This window comes from Legionella dresdenensis (assembly GCF_042649825.1).
Taxonomy (GTDB): Bacteria; Pseudomonadota; Gammaproteobacteria; order Legionellales; family Legionellaceae; genus Legionella_C; species Legionella_C dresdenensis.
In genome coordinates, this window is sequence record NZ_JBHSAB010000019.1 from 43,256 (window position 1) to 64,058 (window position 20,803).

Below are 20,803 nucleotides of genomic sequence, written 5' to 3' on the forward strand. Positions count from 1 at the left end.
ACTCAGTGGAACATAATCATAATGCAAAAAACTATCTGGCCAGTGGCATATCCGGGGAAGTACGATACCTCCAGAAATAATTAAATGCCCTTCCCGCTGAGAGACCTGTAAATAAACCTGATATAATTAAAGAAATTATTTTGAAAGTACTCGTGGTAGCTAGCATAGACTCCGATTCAACCAGATAGTGAATAAAAAATTCACTACTAAACGCAGAAAATATTAAAAAAAGCATCGATAGATCGCCTGGCACTTCAATAAGTTTCTGCTTACGATCAACTCTTATATTTCTATTCCCTACTTGCTTAAACCCCAAAAAAAGACCAATCAAACAGCCTGCAAACAATAATGAAAGGCTAAATATCGTTAGGTCAAATAGTTCAGATATTCCCCTGATAGAAAAAAAGGAAAAAAATATTGGTGAAATAAATAACCGTTGTACTTTGATTACACGGGTAAAACAGCGCTTGATTCCCATATAGACAAGAACGGCAAACAATATAAAGACATAGGTCGGTATATTCATAAGATAATTGCTCTCGCTTTCAAGGGAAATGCTCTGCAAATTGAATGATTACTATTTAACAACCCCTTGCAGATTGGATTCCATTATTATTCTTTACAGATGCAAGATCCGCACAATCCATTAATATCCTCAACACTATTATTATTTTTCTAACACTACTAAACAGCTATCCACGTGCATTTCAAAATAATGCAGTAATGATTTTATAAGCGCTATTATGCTCATATAAAAAGCCATGTCAACATAAAACAGGCATATAAAAGATGGCGAATTTCATAGAGAGCCAGGCCCCCTTTGTTGAATACGAACACAAATAATTTTCCAAGGCAAAGCATTATTAAATATCACACCATTTTAATATCAAATGATATCATGATTATTTTAATATCAATTGATATTAAGATTTAATTAATATCAAATGATATTAAAACTATACTTAAGCATATTTATTGCAAAGTATGGGACATGGAAGAAATCTTGCGTTTATTGTTACATCCTCAGATACAGCTATTCCAATAGGACCGGAGCTGGATTTGTTTCAATTGCATCACCGCTCAGAAAAAGGAAAATTATTTAAATCGTTACTTGATAGAATCCCTATGAAATTGTCTAATAAAAAGGTATAGTGACAATTGCTATACAATTTGCACTATGTGCTTTTTAATTGACGCTTCTTATGAGCATAGGGATTTACTATGAAAAAATTTATTCTCGCTTTAGCCCTGCTGCCTGCTATTAACTACGCAAATACTTGCTCTGCCCCTTGGGAAAAAATAAACGCATCTTTTAAAGATGCGTTAATGTGCCGCATGCCAGTACCACATGGGTGGCTAGTGCAAACCTCATATTGGTACACAACAACCACATTGTTTGTTCCTGATGAAAATCACGAGTGGATATTAGAGCCTAATAATGCAGCTTTAGATAACGAACCAAATAATTAATTCACTAAAAGTGCTAATAGGAGTTGGCATTTTTGAGAGGGCCAAGATCCTGGATATTAACATCGCCACACTGGCACGTATAGAGGCGGGTACAAGTCATGATGCAAACACCATAAAAAGAATAGAAATTTTCTTTAAGTTTCCAGAAGCAGCGCTTTGGGAATTAAAAAAAGCTGGGGGTTGGCTACATAGTGAAATACTTGCAAGGTTATATAATCATTTCAATGCAATGAAAGAGACTTGATAAGGAATTATAATAAAATGAAATTTCCCTATCACCTTATTGAATTAACCCATACATTAGATGAAACCAGCGCTTCCTGGGAAGAAAACTGTGGTTTTTCGTCATCAATAGTATTGGATTATGCAGATTGTACCAGCGCAGCCTCATTTCGCGTGCAACATATTACCCTGCCAGCAGGAATGGGTACGCATATGGATGCCCCCTCGCATTGCTGTCCTGAGGGGATATCTATAGATCAAATTCCACTGGAGCAATTGGCTGCTTCATGCGTGGTTATTGATGTAACGCCAAAGGCGCATGAACTCTACAGCGTGACACCCCAGGATATCGCTGATTTTGAAAAAACGCATGGCCTCATTCAGTCTGATTCATTTGTCATCATCCAAACAGGCTGGTCACGCTTTTGGAGTGATCCGACTCAATATCGTAACAACCTTAATTTTCCCTCTGTCTCCGCAGAAGCAGCCACCATGCTGGTATCACGCAACATTGTAGGGTTAGGCATAGATACCTTATCGCCAGACAGGCCAGATGATGGTTATCCTGTGCATCGCATCTTATTAGGTTCGGGACGATACATCGTGGAGAACATTGTAAATAGCGAGCAATTACCGTCCACTGGCAGTTTCATCATGGCCTTCCCACTGAAAATCAAACAAGGGACTGAAGCACCTATGCGTTTAATTGGATTAATACCATAGTATAAATGTAACCGTTACCATGACTTAGCAGGCACTCATTAATTCTGTATAATCGTTAAGGCATTATCGAGTGATGTTCCAGAGGCAATATGTTAGAAAACGCATTATCTAATAAGTTCAACCACTTATTCTGTAAATACCGAATAAAAAATTATGTTAATAAAACATCTGATTATTTAACCAGACACAAATTATTATTGGCTTTTATTATTTGTTTATTAGTACCAGGAATTGAGAATCTTCCTAAAATTGGCGTGCCTTTTTTTGCCATTGTAGATTCGACAACATCGATACCCTTAAAATTGTTCTATATAGGAAGCATCCTGGTTGTTTCAATGATGCTAACCAATGCTCAAGCCAATTTTATTAAAGGTGGTCCATTAAGAGATTATTTAACAAGTTTTGATATCGCAATTGACGTCCATAAAAAAATCGATTTTATCGTATTAGCGCTGTCCATTAATTTAATTTGGCTTCCGATTGCTTTAGGAGCGGGTTTTATCTACACTGCATCAACCAATGCTTGGATGGGGCTTTCCCTTTCCTGTTTATATGCCTCGTTTATCGCTAATTACTTAGTCTTATTACTAAACAATTTATACGGCAATAGAAAAAACATGCTACTGCTGCTTCTCAATTTAATGGCTATTGCGTTTATTTCCTCATCAGCAATGACTTTAATCCATTTTGCAGGCGCAGTTCTTTCAAGTTTGTTTAGCGTCATGCTTTTTTGGAAAACGGAACCTGCAGATAAAATTACCAAAACAGTGCAATTGGCTAAAAAGCAATATAAAAAGCAATCGAGTAATTCATTAAAACGTAATTTTATCATCCAATATGCAGTGTATAAGCAGCATAAAAGAATATTCCTTACCAGAATACTGACCTCGGGACTGATTAGCCCTTTTTTAATCTACTTAACCGCAGTAGAGCATTTTAGCCGGGATAAGTCAGGATTTTTTATCACTCTTTCAGGGTTAAATACCTATACCCTATCCACATTGTTCTCAGTTTTTCAACAAGCGGAAAATCAGTATCAGTTATTTCATACCCTATTCCCCTACCAAAATCAGTTTAAGCATACCAAAGAAATCATCCTGACTTTTGCTCTTTTGATGATTTCTGCGTTACCGTTTCTAATCTATTTAGCTCTAGACCAAACCAATCTGTTTATGGTCATTTTTATGGTTTTTCTCACTAGCTTCATCCCACTCGCTATCAATAGAAGTTTATATAAATATTCTCTTCGCTTTTGTTTATTGGCTTCGTTAATCAATTGCGTGGCATGGGGAATCGCTCAATATTGGATATTAGGAGGTATTTTTGAACAGTAATATAGGCTTAACCAATGTCTGCAAAAATTACGGACATAATCAAATTTTGCACATGGTTACTTATCAATTTACGAAAGATATTTATCATATCATTGGCAGTAATGGGGCAGGCAAATCCACACTTTTGCGTCTTTTAGCGGGCTTGGAATGTCCTGATTCAGGCACTGTAATGCTTAATGATAGCTTGGCAGTAAACGCGCAGAATATAATGGCCAGGAATATCCATTATGTTCCCGATGACCTTGAGATCTATCCTTTTTTAACGGGCCTTGAGTTTATTAACTGGATTGGTAAAGCCCGGGTAAGCAATAACCATGAAATCGAAACCATTATTACCAATTTTCAATTAAACCAACACTTGAATACTAAAATTTCAGCGATGTCGCTTGGTACTAAAAAGAAATTTATTTTAGCGACAGCGCTAATGGGAACCCCTGATTTTATCATTTTAGATGAGCCGCTGAATGGCCTGGATCAACATTCGCAATTGGTTCTGCTCAACAGTCTTAAAGATAAAGCAAAGCAATGCGGGCTTATTTTAACTTGCCATGAAAAGGACAAGGCATATCAGTTACAGCCAAGGACATTGCAATTAGCCAATCAACAGTTAACTGAATCATAGCCAGGGAATGGATTAACCAGCCATTTAAAATGGTGTCTCATGGTTGCTTTATTAATTGATCTGCATCTACGCTTTTAATCGTTAGGCGGGGTATAAACAACTGTTTTATTTCGGCCGGTATTTTTAGCCTCGTAAAGCGCTAAATCACTGCCATTTATAAGTTCATTTATAGTTTTCCCATGTTGAGGATAAATTACCACTCCAATTGAAATAGTAATTGTCGGCAATGCATTTCCTCCATAACGAACATGAATTTCACTAACTGCTTTATGAAGCTCATTAGTACGCCGTTCTATCGCGTCTAACTCGATTTCAGGCAATATCACGATAAATTCTTCTCCGCCATAACGACAGGCAATATCAGCTTTACGTATAAAATTTTTCAAGGTATTAGCAAATGCCTGGAGAACCATATCACCTGCTTCATGACCGAATCGATCGTTAAATGATTTAAAATGATCGATATCAATCATTAATAGCGCCAAAGAAGCTGAATTGCGTGCACAGCGGCTTAACTCCCTTTCTAATGTCTCTCCTAAATAACGGCGATTATATAATCCGGTAAGCGCGTCGCGAAATGATTGTATGCTTAGGGCTTCTCGAAGTCTGATATTGGATAGACCAAGTGCAATTTGCTCAGAAATCATTTCATAAAGGAGATCGTTTTTCGACTCTAATAGTTCAGGATTGTCGTTTTCTAACTCTAAATAGAGCAATCCAAGAATATCGCTTTGAGCATACAGAGGCATGCAAATATAAGGCCGACAGTTCTCTTTGGACTTATGGTGACAAATTAAACCTCTATTAGAACCAAAAACTTTATAAACAGTTCCTCGTCTTAACGCAAAGCACTCATCAGGTTTGATTATTTTCTCAATAGATTGAAGAGCTCCCCAGGTACTCATTGCCTCTAAATAGTTTCGGGATGGATGCATGAGGTAGAGCACACCCCCGACACCAGGCAATAATTGCTCAGTATACTGACGAATCAATTGATACGCTTCTTCAATATACAAACAGGTTTGTAATGAAGAACTTAGCTCTTTTAATAGCAGCATTTCATGATTACGGGCATTTAGGGCTTGTAAAGCAGATTCCAGCGTTTGATTTGCCTCGGTTAATTTTTTAGTAATTTCAATTTGTGCGGACGTTTTCTGCTGGCCTTGATCGATTTCTGAATATAAATCAAGATTCTTAATTGCTAACGAAGTACTATCGGCTAAAGCCTAGAGAAATTTAAGTTGCTGTTCAGTAGGATGATAATTTTCCGCCCAATAAGTGCCGATAGCGCCTATTGGAGAGTTTTTTCTAATTGGAACCATAGCTAAACTTTTTACAAAAGTAGGCCGGTAAGCATCAGCAGGAACTCTGGAATCGGAATAAATGTCTTCAATGACAACCGATTCGCCATGGAGCATGACCCAGCCGCTGATACACATCGCCATTGGAAAACGTTTTCCCTTCCATAAGGGACCAATAGCATCCTCATCAGCGTAATAACAATTCTCTTTATCCCTTAACACAAAAGTAGCGCCATCCGCGTTTGTTAACCGTCGAGCCGCTTTCCGAACAATAAACATTATCGTTTCAAGATCTGAAGCTGATGATAAGTTTTGAACAACCTCTAATAAAACATTAGTGGGCTCGCTTAAATGAGAAGCATCCGCAGAACCGTGCGTCATAAGAGAGCTATTTTGTGAGGGTATAAGCATATTTAATACTATAATTACACTTATATTAACTATAGCATAAATTTATTGGCTTACTTAAACTTACCCCCTGACTATGCTAAAACACGCTTGGTAAATCTTGTTGGTGTATAAGCTAGCTCTATAAATAAATACAATATTATGGAATAATTGTAAGCCAATTTTATCAATATTTTGCTATATATATGAAAATAAAGACAATTCAATTATTAATTTTTATTTTTTTTCCGGTTAGTTTATTTGCTAATGGAGCGGCCTGCTCTTTACCAAGCGGTATTAATGTAGACACTACCCAACGAATTTTAAATATTTGTAAATCCGGCACTGTTATTAAAACTTTTAAAATAGCTCTGGGATATAATGGCGTCGGTAAAAAAAGAGCTGGTGATAATAAAACCCCAATTGGTTTATATGGGCTAGCTTATCCGAGAAAATCCAGTCAATTTGATGTCTTTATACCAATTCTCTATCCGACTACGAAACAATTAGCTGCCGGGTATACAGGGAGAGATGTCGGAATCCATGGACCAACGCAATCATCGGGTTTGTTTGGCTGGTTAAACAACTTACCCTATTCTACACGTGGGTGCATTGCTGTTGGCAAAAATAATTATATTGAGTATGTAGCTAATTGGGTAAAAGCTAATCCTGGAACAAAAGTTTTGATTATTTAAGTGGCAAAATTATTAGCAACAGTAAGGTCGAGCCAGGAGTTAAAGCAAATGACAACGCTAAAGCAAACCAACCATAAACGCGCAGAAAAGACCCTGCATAATATACTCCCTTATGACGGCACAGTGCATTATTATGGAGCTATTATGTCCCGACTCATGGCTGATGATTTTTACAATGCCTTAATGCAAGACATTCAATGGAAAAATGATGAAGCAATTATTTATGGAAAAAAAATAATTACGAAACGTAAAGTTGCATGGTATGCCGAGCACCCTTTTTCCTATACCTATTCAAAAATAACTAAAACAGCCGAACCCTGGATCCCTATTCTCAAAGAACTAAAAAGTGTGGTGGAAAAGGAATGCGGAGAAACTTATAACTCATGCCTTCTTAATCTCTATCATGATGGCAACGAAGGGATGGCATGGCATAGTGATGCTGAAAAAGATTTGAAGAAAAATGGGGCGATAGGCTCACTTAGTTTTGGTGCCGAGCGTAAGTTTTCATTTAAACATAAAAATACAAAAGAAATTGTTTCAACAATACTTCAGCATGGCAGCTTATTAGTGATGAAGGATTCAACTCAGAGCCACTGGCTTCACCGTTTGCCGCCAACAAAAAGAGAGTGCACGCCCCGAATTAATTTAACGTTCCGAACTATAATTAATAATCTTCGGTAGAGTGCGGCTTGAGGTTCTGTTGGATTCTCATTAATGAGTAATTATAATAAACAAGTATTAAAGCATCCAGACTTTTATCTCGTTGCATTCATTAAGGATTTAGCTAGGCCTGGCATCCTTTTTATTCACGGTGGACCAGGATTTCATTGTGGGATATTAGAATATTTAATAGAGCATCATAAGCTTTTCGAAACCTTTAATTACAATATTATTCTGTATGATCAGCGAAATTGTGGAAGGTCGAAAAAAACCTCCGATCTTGTACTGCATCAGGATAATGTAACAGATCTGGAAGAAATAATATCATTTATAACATATACGTGTAATCTGCAAATAGGTATATTAGTGGGCCATAGTTATGGCGCCAAGCTGTTGTACGATAGTTATAAAAAATTTTCGCCGCAAATTCCCGGGGTTTTTCTCTCAACCAGTAGAACAATACTTACGCCCAGATTAAATAATTTAATGCTTGACCTGACATACTTAAAGAAAAATCATCCGAACGCATATGAAAGAATTTATGATAAACTGGAAGAATTTGATTTGGATAAGCTATGGGAAATTACAGAAGATCTTGCACCATTATTTCAAAAAAATAGCGAAAGAGACTTTTTTTATTGGTCAAATTTGAAATACTACAACATAGTTAAAGATGTTCAGAAAAAAATAAATTTACCCATTAATAACAATGTATTTATGAATGTAAGAAAAGAACTTTATTCCAATATATCAAATTTTCCAGTAGAAATTGATAAGCTTGGCATTCCTAAATTATGGATAAATGGTTTTCATGATTTTATTATGAATGGTCATCAGTCTAGTGAGGAATTAAATTCAAAAATTATTACATTTTATAAATCCTCACACTATCCTCATATTGAAGAAAACCTCTATTTCTGTGAGGTTTTAAATAAATTTATTCAAGATAATTTTTATAATGAGGTGGCTCCCATTATAGAACCACCGTCAATTCCTTAGAGGCTTTTTTGTTGAACTTACCTTTACACTCCTTCTTATTAATTTTAAAAAATGCGAGTTTGAACTTGTATTATAAGCTTCCAAACTTATAAACATTTTTCCCTTATTTGCGAAGCTAACTGCTTTTTTCCCTGCGAGAAAATATTTATTTCCCTGTCAAAATATTTTCTTTTCCTAATGTTGAACTTGTAATCCATTTTATTTAATCCTAAATAAAATTGTTACTTCAAAAACTACTCCGTAACAACTTTATGGAGCGAATTATAATTACACTTTATTTAAAGTCAATAGTGTATTTACACTTATATATCCATTTTTTTGTTATTTATTTTAATTTAGTGTAGAATTGACTTTAATTTCTACAAACCTGCTTTTCTAAGAGATAGATGTGTTAGCCTATACAAAACCTAAAATTGTTTTATTAGACGATGATCGTTCATTGTTAGATGTCGTTCATTATTATTTAAATGAAAAATTTCAGGCAGAGGTCAAAGTTGAGGCGTTTTCAAAGAGCTATGACTTCATTTCCTATATTGAGGAAAACTGTTATTTGCCAGAAACACCTACTGAAATATTAGGCTCTTTTTATGCCAATCCCATTAATAAAACCGAAATTATTAAAACATTAAAGGATTTATCCGTATTACCGGGCATCCTGGTTCTGGATCAGGAGCTTCGCGGTGAGGATGTAACAGGTATAGATCTGAGCGCAACGATCAGGGAGTATTTTCCAACATCTTTTATTTGTATGCTCACAAGCAATGTTCCGGATCATACCGCAATAAAATTACATAATAATCACAATATCGATTTGTTTGTGGACAAGAAGGATACCGATGCCATTCATAATCTTTACCTGTATTTGTCAAAACATATTGATAGCCTAAAGATGAAATACCCTATTGATCCCATTGATATTTTTGGCAAAACAGGTAATCTGGAATCTAGCCTGTATATTCAAAATAGAAAAACGCTATTAGAGAATAGTAATCCGCTTTGCTTTTTAACGCTTAATGAAAATGGCGACATGGCAATTATGCAGGATAATTACTCTATAACATTTTGGCAATATAATCCTACTACAAGTCAATTTATCGCATATGAATACTAATGAAATCTCAAATGTATTAAGTGGTCTGTCCCCTGCTCAGCGAGTAAAATACATAAGACAGAAACTTCTTAAGCAAAATCAACAGACTTTTTGTGAGGATGGTATTGTTCGCTCAGGAACATTAAAATCCATTGAAAGTGAACGAATGAAAATTGGGCCTAAAATAGCTGAAAGGCTGATCCATAAATTAAATCTTGAGGGCATAATATGCGATGTTAATCTTTTTTTGGCTCAAAATAATCCGTGTAATATAACTATTGATAACTCAAGAAAAGAACTTATTGGCCAGACAACAAGTGATTTGGAAGTAATCAGGCAGAAAATAACTCAATTACTGCCCATTAATATTACGACCGATGAGTATGCGCCCTTTATTCCTGCCAACACAATATTATTAACTCGAGAAGCAAATACACAGGATTTAAATCAATTCAATCAAACATTATGCTTTATTAAAGGCGATAAATCTTCTTTATATTATTTAACTTTTCTTAATGAACAAGAGTTAACGGCAGAAATAAATAATAAAAAAATCTCGATATCAACTAATATTGTCGATTTTTGCTCGATTTATATTGTTGAAATTGTTTATATAAAACCCCGGTAATGGATTTGATTGACGAACGGCCTAGAGAAGCCTCGTAACTCCGATTCATTACATTATTATGATTTTTTTGTTATAATGGACGCCAATAAATTTAAATACTAACAGTATGAGTCTTAAAAATTTTTTCAATTCAGGTAATTTACCAGGTACTATCTTAAAGGATCTAAATTATTTTTTACATTTTATGCAGGAAAATAGATTTAAGACCACTGGTAAAAAAGGGTTATTACCAAATCATTGTTTGCCTATAATCAACTCAAATATGAGTCATCCATTAAAGTTAACACTGAAGCGGGAGCAGCAACTATCTTACCCTCATATTAATGCGCTTTACTTATTAACAAGAAATCTTGGCCTTATCCATATAGAACAAATTAAAAACAGCCGATTTTTGACGGCTAACAATGAGGTGATAGCGGTATGGAATAACCTGACCGAAATAGAACAATACCTTAATTTAATGCAAGCCTGGCTGTTTTATTGTGACGAACGTCTAATCTCTAAAGGGAAAAAATCCAGTTTTCCAAGTATATTGGATACTGTTTGCTATTTTTTAAAGATACGCTTGGAGCAAGAGTGGAAGATTAAAAACACTAACCAGCAAAAATGGGAATTTTACGCTACCCCACCATACAGTATTGCTCTAATGGAAATGTTTGGTTTCATTGATATTACTGATAATGAACAACACACCGAATCATGGCTGATTTCTAACATCACTGTAAATAATTATGGGAAATCCTGGGCGAATCTGTTGAATAAATTTAAGAGATTGGAAGATGAATCAGATTTTTGTATACATAGGGAATCAAACGATGATAAATCTGCAAAGCAGTTTTATCAAGAACTAAGTTCTATGGCTCCTCAATGGCAGTCCCTTTTTAGACCGCCAAAAAAGGTAACAGAAGAAGGTATGCACTTTTTTAAGGTATCTCTTTCTAAAGATGTATGGCGCAGGATCAGCATCCCAGGTATAGAAACATTGGATGTTTTAGCCAGTTTTATATTACATGTATTTAAATTTGACGAAGACCATCTGTATCAATTTACCTATACGGATAAATTTGGCTCTTTACAAACTATCGAGAGTGGCGATAAATATTTTTGGATAACAGCCTCCCCCAACGAAGTAAAAATTGGTGATATAGATATTTTTATAGGTGATTCATTAGAGTTTTTATTTGATTTCGGTGATTGCTGGCGATTCAATGTTCAGCTTGAACAAATTGATAATAGTTCTAAGAATAAGAAAATAAAACTTATTGAGTCAGCCGGGAGAGCGCCCAGGCAATATACCTATTAAGCTATCAGGCGCAACAGAGTGTTGGACTTTACAGCGCAACTTACACTGATTTAATTAAGCATAGGTTGGGCTAAACGACGTGCAGCCCAACATTCCTTTGATAAACCTTGATTACGCATTGTGATCAAAGTTTCATTTTGATGGCACAACTGCTATGTTCAATTAATCCAACCTTCAATTGCATAAAATGGAACCTACAAAATTAAGTGAGAAACCAATTTACTGAACGCATGCAGGAAATGAATGCCCTGATTCTTGATTATCCAGTACAAAATTCCTTAACAGGCTCAATGCGGAAAAAAGCAAAAGAAATTGATAATATTGAATTCATGTCCTTGTGGGCAGGGCAGTCATCGACACTATGTAGAAATATAGCAGCGGGCGAATTAGTAAATTTATTGATGCGAGAGATGGGATAAGGTAATCGTAGCCTTGATACAGCACAAGCTTAATCAAGGCCGGAGTTCATTATGATGAATATGAATTTGTAGTGATGATGGAATCCTTAAGATGCAAGGCTTCAACCAAATTATTATATTCAATCACACTATGCGGGGCCGCCCACCAATGAAGCTGATGACGTTTTTGTTTGCAGATTTTCTCAATCTGATTTAAGTAATCATCTTTATTGATCTGGTTACTCTGATCTTTAAGCGTATCAAGAAGATTGTGTAATGATTTAACTTTTTCTGAGCCTGAACCAGAGGTTTTACGGCCTTTATTACCTGCTTCAATGTTATTAATTAAACTGGTAACTAATGTAATCAACCTTCTGCGTTCGTCCGTTAGTTCAACTAATTCGTTTACAAAATCATTAAGCTCTCTTCTATTGGTTAAATTATCGCCAACAGCCAGAATCTCAATAAAGGCAGGGATAATTTGATAAATATTTTTAACAGAAGGGATAATGCTCTCTTTATGGGATGCGTTATAATCTGTTGTGCTCGGCTCACCAAACTGAATAGTGCTGTGCATTAATAATAAATTAAGCTGATGGCCATTTAAAACTATTTTTTGAGAACCCATCAATGCCTCCTTGCCAGGCTCAATGACGGGTGCTTGCATGATCGCTTTAAGTAACCTGGCTGATTTTTCCTCATCAAACCATAACGTATCAGGTGTAGTAGTTAGCAGCGCTTTTTCTTCATCGCTTAAATCATCTGAATCATTAAATTCTGCTGCGGGGTTACGAACTTCGCATTGGAATTGTTCAATTAAAAATTCTTGTAAAGCTTGATCTCTTTCCTTGTCTATTAACCTAATGCTACAGGAAAATTGTGCACGGCCGCTTTTTAAACTATTGCCGTTATGATTCTCAGTCTCAGGTAATTTAAAATCAATGCTTAGCATAGTAACTCCCAAATTATACACCAATAAAGCAATATTATAACATAATGCTCAAGTTAATTCCATAATTACCCTTGCGCTACATCGATGCTACGAAGAAGAAACGGATCGGCTATTATTTTTTCTTTTTCACATCGAGATAATCCTTTAATATAACGCTCTACTTTCAGAGCAGTTATCTTACCTTCCGGGATTTCCCAGGCTTGTGCAATTTTTATCGGTTTAAAACTACGCGTATATTTGCACTTACCTGTACCATCAACATGTGAGCGATAGCGTTTTTCCAAATTGTTGGTATAGCCGGTGTAATAGGTATTATTTTCGCAAAGTAAAATATATACCCAATAATTTGGCGATGACATTAATATTTCTCTGTTCAATACAGATTTCCAAAGCTTATCAGATAACAATTAATTGCCATAATATTATTTATCATCATTTTGAGGATCATGAATAATGGGAGAAATATGTTTCCAATGCTGGATTGTCTCTTCCAAATATTCATTGTGTGCTAAAGCAGTCATGTTCACTCCTTCCACTTATCTTCGGCTTTGTTGTATAAATAGTACTGTCATTCCCGCGAAGGCGGGAATCCATGTCTCAAGTTAGCTCCTAACTTTGTTTGATGGATGGATCCCCGCCTTCGCGGGGATGACAAATGGCCGGCTTGATTATTTTACATACAATCAAACTTTCCCAAATGATTTATTCAACAAAGCTCTTATCTTCTGGCGCCTGCCTAACCATATGAAAAAATACTTTAAATGTATATACTAAGTATTTATCTGGCAAACGTTCAATTCTAGGTGGTTATAAGATATGAATAAAGTAAAACTATCCGATATTATTAATGCGCTTGAGTTTCAATTTGATGAAAGCAGTTCCTTTATTGATAAGCGAACAAATGAAGTTTGTGTCATATCTGATGAGGAATTATCTTATGCGGAAGATGGCAATGATGATTACCCGGGATGGATGGAAGAAAATATCGCGATAGCAAAAGCCTACCTGGAGGATGACTCAAATTTTATTGCACTGCCCTTACAAGAAGAGGTTAATGAATATCGAATAATGGAGAATTTTGCTAATTCAATAACAGACAAACACAATCAGGATAAACTTTTCATCGCGTTAAGCGGCAAAGGTGCATTCAGAAGGTTTAAAGATACGGTTAATTTTCTTGGAATTGCTGATGGTTGGTACAAATATCGAGACGATCAATATAAAAAATTTGCCCTTGAATGGTGCGAGATGAACGGGATTGAAGTTAGTGATAATTAAAACTGCATTGTAGCTTGCTATCTTATTCACGGATCTGCGGCATTGCGAGGTATGAAGTATGGCAGTTACTATTAAGTCAGCGGAAGAAATTGGAAAAATGCGTATTGCCGGCCAACTTGCAGCGCAGGTTTTGGAAATGATTGAGCCATATGTCCGGGCCGGAATAACAACGGATGAATTAAATACCCTTTGCCATAATTTCATTATTAACCAACAACATGCAATACCGGCACCGCTTAATTACAATGGCTTTCCGAAATCAATTTGCACATCAGTAAATCATGTTGCCTGTCATGGCATCCCTGACGATGAGGCATTAAAAGATGGCGATATCATCAATATAGATGTCACGGTGCTAAAAGATGGCTATCATGGCGATACCAGCAAAATGTTTTTTATTGGCACACCTTCTTCACAAGCTGAGGAATTGGTGCGGGTAACTCAGGAATGTCTTTACAAAGCAATTTTATTAGTTAAACCGGGCATTCGCTTAGGCGATCTGGGCTATGCTATCCAAAAGCATGCAGAAAGACATAGCTTTTCGGTAGTACGTGATTATTGTGGTCATGGTATTGGTAGAGATTTTCATGAGGAACCCCAAATCCTGCATTATGGTATTCCAAACACAGGCATGACTCTTGAAGCAGGAATGACTTTTACCATTGAGCCAATTATTAACCTTGGGAAACAGCATACCAGGCTTTTACGGGATCAATGGACGGTTATTACCAAAGACCATAGTTTATCCGCGCAATGGGAGCATACCGTATTAGTCACTGAAACCGGGTTCGAAATTTTAACCTTGCGCCGTGAAGAAACTTACTTATTGACTTAATAGCCTGGTTGGGTCTGGACGACCCAACGTGCATCAATCTTTAAGAGATTCCAGCAATCCTTTTTCCTCTTCCCTTAATGTTAAAATTTCGACTCCGGTTTTGGTGACTAATAAGGTGTGTTCCCATTGTGCGGAAAGCATGCGATCTTTAGTCAGCGCGATAGGCCAGCCATCCTTTTCAATGTGTTTAACAGTAGCTTTGCCCTGATTGATCATAGGTTCAATAGTAAAGGTCATGCCCTCTTCCAAAACGGCGCCCGTACCTGGTTTGCCATAATGCATAACCTGAGGGTCTTCATGCATTTTTTGCCCAATACCGTGGCCGCAGTATTCACGTACTACTGAATAATGATTTTTTTCGGCATGCTGCTGGATAGCGTGGCCAATATCTCCTAAGGTTGCTTTGGGTTTAACTGCCAAAATCCCTTTATACAAGCATTCTTGCGTTACTTTAACCAGACGCTGGGCATGAGCCGGTGTTTCGCCTATGCAAAACATTTTACTGCTGTCGCCGTAATAGCCATCTTTAATAACCGTGACATCAACATTAATAATGTCGCCTTTTTTTAATACCTGAGTTGCTGAAGGCATGCCATGACAAATAACATGGTTAAGCGAAGTATTCACGGCATAAGGATAATTATATTGACCTTTGCTGCCTGGAATTGCGTTTAACGTATCGACAATATAACGCTCGCAAAAATCATTAACTTCCATGGTTGTTAAACCCGGTTTAATAAATTCAGTTACCGCTTCCAAGACCTGCGCAGTCAAACGCCCTGCTATTCGCATTTTTTCAATTTGTTCCGGTGTTTTGACTATTATCATAATTAAACCAACTAGCGAAATATATGCCCTAAAATAGATCTATTTTACCTTAACTTGTATCCATCCTGCCAGCGCTAAATCGATGGTTTAATAAACTACTAATTCCAGAAGCACCTTGAACAGTGATCAGCCATCCAATCAAAACCCGCCCTAATCCTGAGATATCTAAAGGCTATACACAGTGTTATCCACAGAAAATGTGGATAATTCGAGGTGGTAATAACCAACTGAACCTTGTAAATCGCCTTTGCTGGCTTGGATTTAAGGGTAATTTCCCATAACAGGCAACAAATAAAATGGATTGGATAAAAAACTTATCCACAGGCAGTGGATTTAGAAAAGAACTTCTCGGAACTGAATTTTATCAGATAAATAATTAAATGTAAGTCTTGACTTTAATTTTCTTAGTTTATTCTATTAAGGTTTTCATTGTGAGATCGTGTACAATCGTTATTATGGAATAGGGGAGTTAAATACCATGAGTGATTTTGTATTAAAAAAACACCAATCAGCAAATGAATCCGAGTTAGGTAAAAAATCGGATTATGATTCTACTTATAATCCTGATAGGCTTTATCCTCTTTCCAGAATGGGCAAACGTCAGGAAATCGGAGTTGATCCGGATCATCTGCCTTTCATTGGTTATGACTGTTGGAATCATTATGAAGTTTCATGGCTGAATGAAAAAGGAAAGCCGATGGTGGGAATTGGAGAAATTTATTACGATTGTAATTCGCCCAAATTAATCGAATCCAAATCATTAAAACTTTATTTTAATTCCTTTAATAATACCCGAATAAAATCCGTTGAAGAGTTGGAAAATATTGTAAAAAAAGACTTGTCAGAGCGGGTTGAAGCACCGGTTTTTATTAAAATTTATCCCCTGGAACAAACCAGGAACTTTGCGGCAGCACAGGCAGTCAGCGGCGAATGCATTGATCATCTTGATATCGAATGTTCAGTTTATCTGGTTGAGCCTGCTTTTTTGAGCATTGAAGATGAAATAGTAGAGGAAGTATTATATTCTGATCTGTTAAAATCAAATTGCCTGGTTACTAATCAGCCCGATTGGGGAAGTGTGCAAATCGCGTATAAAGGAAAAAAAATTAACCGCGAAGGTTTGTTGAAGTATCTGGTATCCTATCGCAATCACAATGAATTTCATGAGCAATGTATTGAGCGCATTTTTGTCGATATTATGAATCATTGTAAGCCAGAATTTTTAACTGTCACCGGTCGTTATACCAGACGCGGCGGTTTGGATATTAACCCGTGCCGCGCAACAAAAAATGCAAATATTGACCAGAAAAATCACCGTCTGATACGCCAATAAAATGTTGGGACGTTTCGCCCCAACACTACTAATTATCATAAAATCCGCATAGGGGACTGATTAAGCTGTTGCCGCTCTTTCTTGTCCAGTACAAATAGCGTTATTAGCGAAAACAAAGAAATCATGAAACAGGGCAACAGGTATAGTAATTAAAGTAAGCAAAGCGCAAAAAGGTAAGGTTAGTAAAAATAATGCTGCAATAGCGGCATAACATGGAACTCTCATAACCGGGTTATCAGGCAAAGAGATACTGCCAAGCGTCATAGAGGGTGTGCAGGAGAAAAAAGCAGCTTTACCTAGCCAATATTTATCTGAATTTTCTTTAATTTCATGAGGGTTTGTAGAGTTTATATTAAAACTTTGCGCTTGATTTGCCCTAAATCTTGCAAGGCCTGGATCTATCTTATTTGCCCTATAAGTACTCATGGTTAAAATAGATTTTGATGGCTGTTCGCCTACTTTCATAACATGAAAGTACACATTACCACGTTTTACCTCATTAAAAAATGCATCAGGAAAATCACCTGCCTGAACCGATAAACAGCTTTCAAACCATCTTTTAGTTAATTGACGTTCATACGCTTGATAATCTTTGGGTTGAAATAAAATAAGATAGGGTTTTGGTGCATTTGATCGAAATTTCCTGCTTCTTTCGTGCAATACCCCGTCAAGTTGAGCAAAAAAAACATCAGATTGATAACCGAATTTGGACATAACAAAAATAGACTCCCAAGTACATTTATCAGGATCTACTTTATCAAAAACATTTTCCCATTCCTGAACTTTATAAGTGACAGGACCTATAATTTCATTCCATTGTGATTTCCGGCTGCCAGGCATGCCTTACCCCATATGGCTCTAAATATCAGATCAGTATACTCATTTAATATTAAGGTTTTATTAATTTTACTAATGCCCTTTTGCGAGCGCTTTGTACCGGACAATTTTGAAAGTCGTCCAGCCATCATCAAGTCTAAATCCAACCCCAAAAGAACAAATAATACTCAACAAAAATAATTTATGTTATTCTTGTCCGCAAAATGGTTATATTTAAATCATAGGTGATATGATGTTGTTTGAAGCAGGCTTAAAACTCAAATTAAAACCCATTATTGAGATTCCGCCCCCAGAAACCGTGAATTTTGCCTTTCGGCAGCCCAGCGGTGGTTTGATGGTTGAAAAAATATCACTTGATGAGCTGCAAAAACGCACAGGACAATCATTTCATTGGGCAGAAACTGTTTGGGTTCCTGAAGATGAGAAATTTCCCCAAACTCCTCCACTTCCAGAAATTGATCAACAACAATTGCTGGCTTGGATTAATGAAGTGCAAACAAACCGACAAAAATTAGCCATTATCAAAGTTAATGATGTTGTCGGATATGGTGTAATCGCACTGGAAGATCTTGCTCCCGACACAAGAGTCAGCTTTTATGCCGGATTATTTCATACAAGGTTGCTTGATATAGTCAAGCTCTCAGAAACAAGCCCGCTGGAAAGCTTGCAGAACATGTCTTTTTCTTCGCCTTATGTTCTTGTCCGGCAAGGAAGTAAATTATTCTGCCTTAACCGTATCACTGAAACCGTCAGTGAGGCTGGTTTTACAGCTGAACAACTCCATTTGTTTGATGCCGAGTTACAACCCTCTTTTGAAGTTCAATCCCTTTTATGCAGAGACAACGCAAGGATTAAACCCCTGCTTAAACAGATTGAAGCATTGCAAGATGATTATGGATTAGCATTTAATCTGACCTATGCGCTAAGCGCTCAAAACTACAGAAATTATCTGGCTTTTATGTCGCATGGTATGCCAATACAAAACCCATTATTCTGGCGACCTGACGAACCCTGTTTAAAGGACTTCCATCCCGTTAATCCACTCATTTCACAGGCAGATTGGCACCGTCAGTTAACGGTTGCCAATGTCAGTTATAATAATGGGGTAAGTACATTTAATAATGTTCCATTTATTTTCTTTAAAACAGATGGAGCTGTCGCCGCAGGCTCACTGTTAAATTGGCATTATGGCATTTCATTTTGGCTAAACCGAAAAATTCCTCCTGCTATTTTGAAATTGGATGGCAGCATCGTTGAACCGGCGACTTATAATTGTAAACATTCCCGTCATGGACAATTTTTTACACCGGCGACAGCAGTAACGTCCGCAACGGCACCGACCATTGCACTGGCAGAGTCAAAGAGACGGTTTTCAGGCGGTTTTTTCCCTAACCAGCCTGAGCAAACTACTAAAACATTCTCCGCAGGGATGACAAATTCTCCAGTAATCCCTTTCCTTTAAAGGCTTTTTGCAAACCCTCAGATGCCAGGGATGGCATCTGGGAGCGTCAGGATGACTTCATGCGTGTTTGCAAAAAGCCTTTAAAGGAAAGGGATTACCCGCTCTGAACTTGCAAGGCATCAGTGCCTGAACGCGCGATTGAAGCCTTGATTTCGCTTCGCTGCATAAACTACTCAAATGCTATACGAGGAGATTACGTATTTAAATATATTGTAATTATTTTGATCAACCTGTTAGAATTGCTCAAGTTATTTTTTGATGTAGCCTCTAATGAAATACACTGACCTAATCGCTCCCGAGTACACATTGCCTCCTGAAAATGAATTTCATAAAAAATATTTCATAACCAGGCCTTCTGCTGACATATCGTATTTTATACATTTTAGTTCCTTGCGATTACAAAGAAGCTCACAAAGAAAAATCAGCAGAAATTGGAAGGCGCGTCTTAGCATTCATCCAGAAGATATGGACAAAGCCTGGGAAATAATTCTCCCCTTCCTTTATAAAGAAGATATCCATTTTAAAGTAGCTAATCTTAATGCAATAGAAAAATTTAAAAATGGCAGGCAGGAAAGGCTAAACAGGCTGGTTGAAGAGTATAACCAATTTTTACAGAACGCCGACTCTCAAGATATAAGACTTTTAAAAAACACTTTTCAACGGCGATATCAACAATTAGGAACATCCACATCTAGCAAATGGCGATTAATTTCTTTTGTACAAAATTATCTTATCAAATTAATGAGCTTTTTTTACCAATACACCTTAAATAGAGAAAGTTTATTTGCGCATACTAAAAATATCTATGAGCGTTTAATAGATTTGGGAAAACAAAAGGTAACAAATAGTTTAAGATTTTATGAGGGGATGCAATTTACTCTCTATATGTTGCCAGGGGTTGAGAAGGAATGCCAAAATACCTTGGAAGAAATAGAAGATAATTTACTACGGGCAAAAATCCGGCCAGGAGGCATTTTTCCAACTGATAGGCAAATTGGAGTCTATAGCTCCATTCGCCATCCTGGTAAATGGAGTTATCATAATGCTACTGACGCTAATCTGGAGACGTATAATCCTGATAACATTAACGACCCGTTTAGTTTTCTTAAAACGCTCCCCCCGACTGAAATAATGCAGGGAAACAAAATACAAACTATCCTTGAAAACAAAGCTGACGCTCAGCTCATAATATCCTTATTGCAAACACAACAATTTATTGCTCCCTCACAATTCAAGGCACTTGCGGTATTTAAAGAAGAGGTTGTAAAACACATAAAAACCTTACCAGTAGAGATAAAGAAACAAGTGAGAGCTGATTGTTTAGATAAATCTTCAAATTTAGGTAAATTTTTTAGAGTTCAGCGTGGTATGTTTAGCCCCAAATCAGGCCATGGCACATTGAAGCACTTAGAAGATATCAGGATTAACCCTTAGCAGAGAATGGCG

The 20,803-nt window shown here is 36.7% G+C and carries 23 protein-coding genes; 16 read left to right on the plus strand and 7 right to left on the minus strand.

Annotation, left to right across the window (positions count from 1 at the left end):
- Positions 1-31: 31 nt before the first annotated feature.
- A complete protein-coding gene (locus ACFORL_RS08145) occupies positions 32-526 on the minus strand; it encodes a DUF6622 family protein (protein WP_382342889.1) in 495 nt (164 codons plus the stop codon).
- Between the two features lie 695 nt (positions 527-1,221).
- On the opposite strand from ACFORL_RS08145, the gene ACFORL_RS08150 reads away from it, so the two are divergent.
- The 4 genes from ACFORL_RS08150 (at position 1,222) to ACFORL_RS08165 (ending at position 4,371) form a co-directional block, all read left to right on the plus strand.
- Complete coding sequence (locus ACFORL_RS08150) at positions 1,222-1,470, plus strand: hypothetical protein (RefSeq protein ID WP_382342891.1); 249 nt, start codon at positions 1,222-1,224, stop codon at positions 1,468-1,470.
- A gap of 261 nt (positions 1,471-1,731) precedes the next feature.
- Entirely contained in the window at positions 1,732-2,415 is a 684-nt protein-coding gene (locus tag ACFORL_RS08155; RefSeq protein ID WP_382342893.1) for a cyclase family protein, read from the plus strand.
- Positions 2,416-2,504: 89 nt separating this feature from the next.
- On the plus strand, positions 2,505-3,749 hold the full coding sequence (locus ACFORL_RS08160; protein WP_382342895.1) for a hypothetical protein: 1,245 nt from the start codon (positions 2,505-2,507) through the stop codon (positions 3,747-3,749).
- The gene (locus ACFORL_RS08165) at positions 3,739-4,371 is read left to right on the plus strand and encodes an ATP-binding cassette domain-containing protein (RefSeq protein ID WP_382342897.1); all 633 of its coding nucleotides are present in this window, start codon (positions 3,739-3,741) and stop codon (positions 4,369-4,371) included. The genes ACFORL_RS08160 and ACFORL_RS08165 overlap by 11 nt, the downstream gene beginning before the upstream one ends.
- 74 nt (positions 4,372-4,445) lie before the next feature.
- Here the strand turns inward: ACFORL_RS08165 and ACFORL_RS08170 are convergent, their stop codons facing one another.
- Both ACFORL_RS08170 and ACFORL_RS08175 read right to left on the minus strand, forming a co-directional pair.
- Positions 4,446-5,429 (minus strand): sensor domain-containing diguanylate cyclase, encoded by a 984-nt coding sequence (locus tag ACFORL_RS08170; RefSeq protein WP_382342899.1) that lies wholly within the window; start codon positions 5,427-5,429, stop codon positions 4,446-4,448.
- Positions 5,430-5,597: 168 nt separating this feature from the next.
- Positions 5,598-6,053, minus strand: coding sequence for a GAF domain-containing protein (locus tag ACFORL_RS08175; RefSeq protein WP_382342902.1), 456 nt, complete (start codon positions 6,051-6,053; stop codon positions 5,598-5,600).
- 212 nt (positions 6,054-6,265) lie between these two features.
- Here ACFORL_RS08175 and ACFORL_RS08180 point away from each other — a divergent pair, with 212 nt between their 5' ends.
- The 7 genes from ACFORL_RS08180 to ACFORL_RS08210 all read left to right on the plus strand — a co-directional run bounded on the left by ACFORL_RS08180 (position 6,266) and on the right by ACFORL_RS08210 (position 11,853).
- Positions 6,266-6,754, plus strand: a complete 489-nt coding sequence (locus tag ACFORL_RS08180; protein ID WP_382342904.1) for a L,D-transpeptidase family protein — start codon at positions 6,266-6,268, stop codon at positions 6,752-6,754.
- A 48-nt stretch (positions 6,755-6,802) separates the two neighbouring features.
- A complete protein-coding gene (locus tag ACFORL_RS08185) occupies positions 6,803-7,435 on the plus strand; it encodes an alpha-ketoglutarate-dependent dioxygenase AlkB family protein (protein ID WP_382342906.1) in 633 nt (210 codons plus the stop codon).
- 33 nt (positions 7,436-7,468) lie between these two features.
- Positions 7,469-8,413 (plus strand): alpha/beta fold hydrolase, encoded by a 945-nt coding sequence (locus ACFORL_RS08190; protein ID WP_382342908.1) that lies wholly within the window; start codon positions 7,469-7,471, stop codon positions 8,411-8,413.
- 388 nt (positions 8,414-8,801) lie between these two features.
- Positions 8,802-9,524, plus strand: a complete 723-nt coding sequence (locus tag ACFORL_RS08195) for a hypothetical protein (RefSeq protein WP_382342910.1) — start codon at positions 8,802-8,804, stop codon at positions 9,522-9,524.
- Positions 9,514-10,131, plus strand: a complete 618-nt coding sequence (locus tag ACFORL_RS08200) for a hypothetical protein (protein WP_382342912.1) — start codon at positions 9,514-9,516, stop codon at positions 10,129-10,131. Before ACFORL_RS08195 ends, ACFORL_RS08200 begins: the two co-directional genes overlap by 11 nt.
- Positions 10,132-10,237: 106 nt before the next feature.
- The gene (locus ACFORL_RS08205) at positions 10,238-11,434 is read left to right on the plus strand and encodes an IS1096 element passenger TnpR family protein (protein WP_382342914.1); all 1,197 of its coding nucleotides are present in this window, start codon (positions 10,238-10,240) and stop codon (positions 11,432-11,434) included.
- Positions 11,435-11,640: 206 nt separating this feature from the next.
- Positions 11,641-11,853: a nitronate monooxygenase gene (locus ACFORL_RS08210; protein WP_382342915.1), complete on the plus strand. Its 213-nt coding sequence runs from the start codon at positions 11,641-11,643 to the stop codon at positions 11,851-11,853.
- A gap of 49 nt (positions 11,854-11,902) precedes the next feature.
- On the opposite strand, the gene ACFORL_RS08215 is transcribed toward ACFORL_RS08210, so the two are convergent.
- Together ACFORL_RS08215 and ACFORL_RS08220 are read right to left on the minus strand one after the other, a co-directional pair.
- Entirely contained in the window at positions 11,903-12,784 is an 882-nt protein-coding gene (locus ACFORL_RS08215) for a hypothetical protein (RefSeq protein WP_382342917.1), read from the minus strand.
- A gap of 65 nt (positions 12,785-12,849) precedes the next feature.
- Positions 12,850-13,143: a GIY-YIG nuclease family protein gene (locus tag ACFORL_RS08220; RefSeq protein ID WP_382342918.1), complete on the minus strand. Its 294-nt coding sequence runs from the start codon at positions 13,141-13,143 to the stop codon at positions 12,850-12,852.
- Between the two features lie 457 nt (positions 13,144-13,600).
- Here ACFORL_RS08220 and ACFORL_RS08225 point away from each other — a divergent pair, with 457 nt between their 5' ends.
- Together ACFORL_RS08225 and map (ACFORL_RS08230) are read left to right on the plus strand one after the other, a co-directional pair.
- The gene (locus ACFORL_RS08225; RefSeq protein WP_382342920.1) at positions 13,601-14,062 is read left to right on the plus strand and encodes a UPF0158 family protein; all 462 of its coding nucleotides are present in this window, start codon (positions 13,601-13,603) and stop codon (positions 14,060-14,062) included.
- A gap of 58 nt (positions 14,063-14,120) precedes the next feature.
- The gene (map, locus tag ACFORL_RS08230) at positions 14,121-14,897 is read left to right on the plus strand and encodes a type I methionyl aminopeptidase (RefSeq protein WP_382342922.1); all 777 of its coding nucleotides are present in this window, start codon (positions 14,121-14,123) and stop codon (positions 14,895-14,897) included.
- Positions 14,898-14,930: 33 nt separating this feature from the next.
- Here the strand turns inward: map (ACFORL_RS08230) and map (ACFORL_RS08235) are convergent, their stop codons facing one another.
- Entirely contained in the window at positions 14,931-15,728 is a 798-nt protein-coding gene (map, locus tag ACFORL_RS08235; RefSeq protein ID WP_382342988.1) for a type I methionyl aminopeptidase, read from the minus strand.
- 475 nt (positions 15,729-16,203) lie between these two features.
- Here map (ACFORL_RS08235) and queF point away from each other — a divergent pair, with 475 nt between their 5' ends.
- Complete coding sequence (queF, locus tag ACFORL_RS08240; protein WP_382342924.1) at positions 16,204-17,058, plus strand: NADPH-dependent 7-cyano-7-deazaguanine reductase QueF; 855 nt, start codon at positions 16,204-16,206, stop codon at positions 17,056-17,058.
- Positions 17,059-17,118: 60 nt separating this feature from the next.
- Here the strand turns inward: queF and ACFORL_RS08245 are convergent, their stop codons facing one another.
- Positions 17,119-17,898 carry a hypothetical protein gene (locus ACFORL_RS08245; RefSeq protein WP_382342926.1) on the minus strand — a complete coding sequence of 260 codons (780 nt, stop codon included), beginning with the start codon at positions 17,896-17,898 and terminating at the stop codon, positions 17,119-17,121.
- Between the two features lie 226 nt (positions 17,899-18,124).
- On the opposite strand from ACFORL_RS08245, the gene ACFORL_RS08250 reads away from it, so the two are divergent.
- Both ACFORL_RS08250 and ACFORL_RS08255 read left to right on the plus strand, forming a co-directional pair.
- Positions 18,125-19,357 carry a hypothetical protein gene (locus ACFORL_RS08250; protein WP_382342928.1) on the plus strand — a complete coding sequence of 411 codons (1,233 nt, stop codon included), beginning with the start codon at positions 18,125-18,127 and terminating at the stop codon, positions 19,355-19,357.
- A gap of 270 nt (positions 19,358-19,627) precedes the next feature.
- The gene (locus ACFORL_RS08255; protein ID WP_382342930.1) at positions 19,628-20,791 is read left to right on the plus strand and encodes a hypothetical protein; all 1,164 of its coding nucleotides are present in this window, start codon (positions 19,628-19,630) and stop codon (positions 20,789-20,791) included.
- The last annotated feature ends 12 nt before the right edge of the window (positions 20,792-20,803 follow it).

Coding starts and splice junctions, on each gene's coding strand:
- ACFORL_RS08145 (WP_382342889.1), bottom strand. CDS start 526: ATGAATATACCGACCTATGTCTTTATATTGTTTGCCGTTCTTGTCTAT.
- ACFORL_RS08150 (WP_382342891.1), top strand. CDS start 1,222: ATGAAAAAATTTATTCTCGCTTTAGCCCTGCTGCCTGCTATTAACTAC.
- ACFORL_RS08155 (WP_382342893.1), top strand. CDS start 1,732: ATGAAATTTCCCTATCACCTTATTGAATTAACCCATACATTAGATGAA.
- ACFORL_RS08160 (WP_382342895.1), top strand. CDS start 2,505: ATGTTAGAAAACGCATTATCTAATAAGTTCAACCACTTATTCTGTAAA.
- ACFORL_RS08170 (WP_382342899.1), bottom strand. CDS start 5,429: ATGCTGCTATTAAAAGAGCTAAGTTCTTCATTACAAACCTGTTTGTAT.
- ACFORL_RS08175 (WP_382342902.1), bottom strand. CDS start 6,053: ATGACGCACGGTTCTGCGGATGCTTCTCATTTAAGCGAGCCCACTAAT.
- ACFORL_RS08180 (WP_382342904.1), top strand. CDS start 6,266: ATGAAAATAAAGACAATTCAATTATTAATTTTTATTTTTTTTCCGGTT.
- ACFORL_RS08185 (WP_382342906.1), top strand. CDS start 6,803: ATGACAACGCTAAAGCAAACCAACCATAAACGCGCAGAAAAGACCCTG.
- ACFORL_RS08190 (WP_382342908.1), top strand. CDS start 7,469: ATGAGTAATTATAATAAACAAGTATTAAAGCATCCAGACTTTTATCTC.
- ACFORL_RS08200 (WP_382342912.1), top strand. CDS start 9,514: ATGAATACTAATGAAATCTCAAATGTATTAAGTGGTCTGTCCCCTGCT.
- ACFORL_RS08205 (WP_382342914.1), top strand. CDS start 10,238: ATGAGTCTTAAAAATTTTTTCAATTCAGGTAATTTACCAGGTACTATC.
- ACFORL_RS08215 (WP_382342917.1), bottom strand. CDS start 12,784: ATGCTAAGCATTGATTTTAAATTACCTGAGACTGAGAATCATAACGGC.
- ACFORL_RS08220 (WP_382342918.1), bottom strand. CDS start 13,143: ATGTCATCGCCAAATTATTGGGTATATATTTTACTTTGCGAAAATAAT.
- ACFORL_RS08225 (WP_382342920.1), top strand. CDS start 13,601: ATGAATAAAGTAAAACTATCCGATATTATTAATGCGCTTGAGTTTCAA.
- map (WP_382342922.1), top strand. CDS start 14,121: ATGGCAGTTACTATTAAGTCAGCGGAAGAAATTGGAAAAATGCGTATT.
- queF (WP_382342924.1), top strand. CDS start 16,204: ATGAGTGATTTTGTATTAAAAAAACACCAATCAGCAAATGAATCCGAG.
- ACFORL_RS08245 (WP_382342926.1), bottom strand. CDS start 17,898: ATGCCTGGCAGCCGGAAATCACAATGGAATGAAATTATAGGTCCTGTC.
- ACFORL_RS08250 (WP_382342928.1), top strand. CDS start 18,125: ATGATGTTGTTTGAAGCAGGCTTAAAACTCAAATTAAAACCCATTATT.
- ACFORL_RS08255 (WP_382342930.1), top strand. CDS start 19,628: ATGAAATACACTGACCTAATCGCTCCCGAGTACACATTGCCTCCTGAA.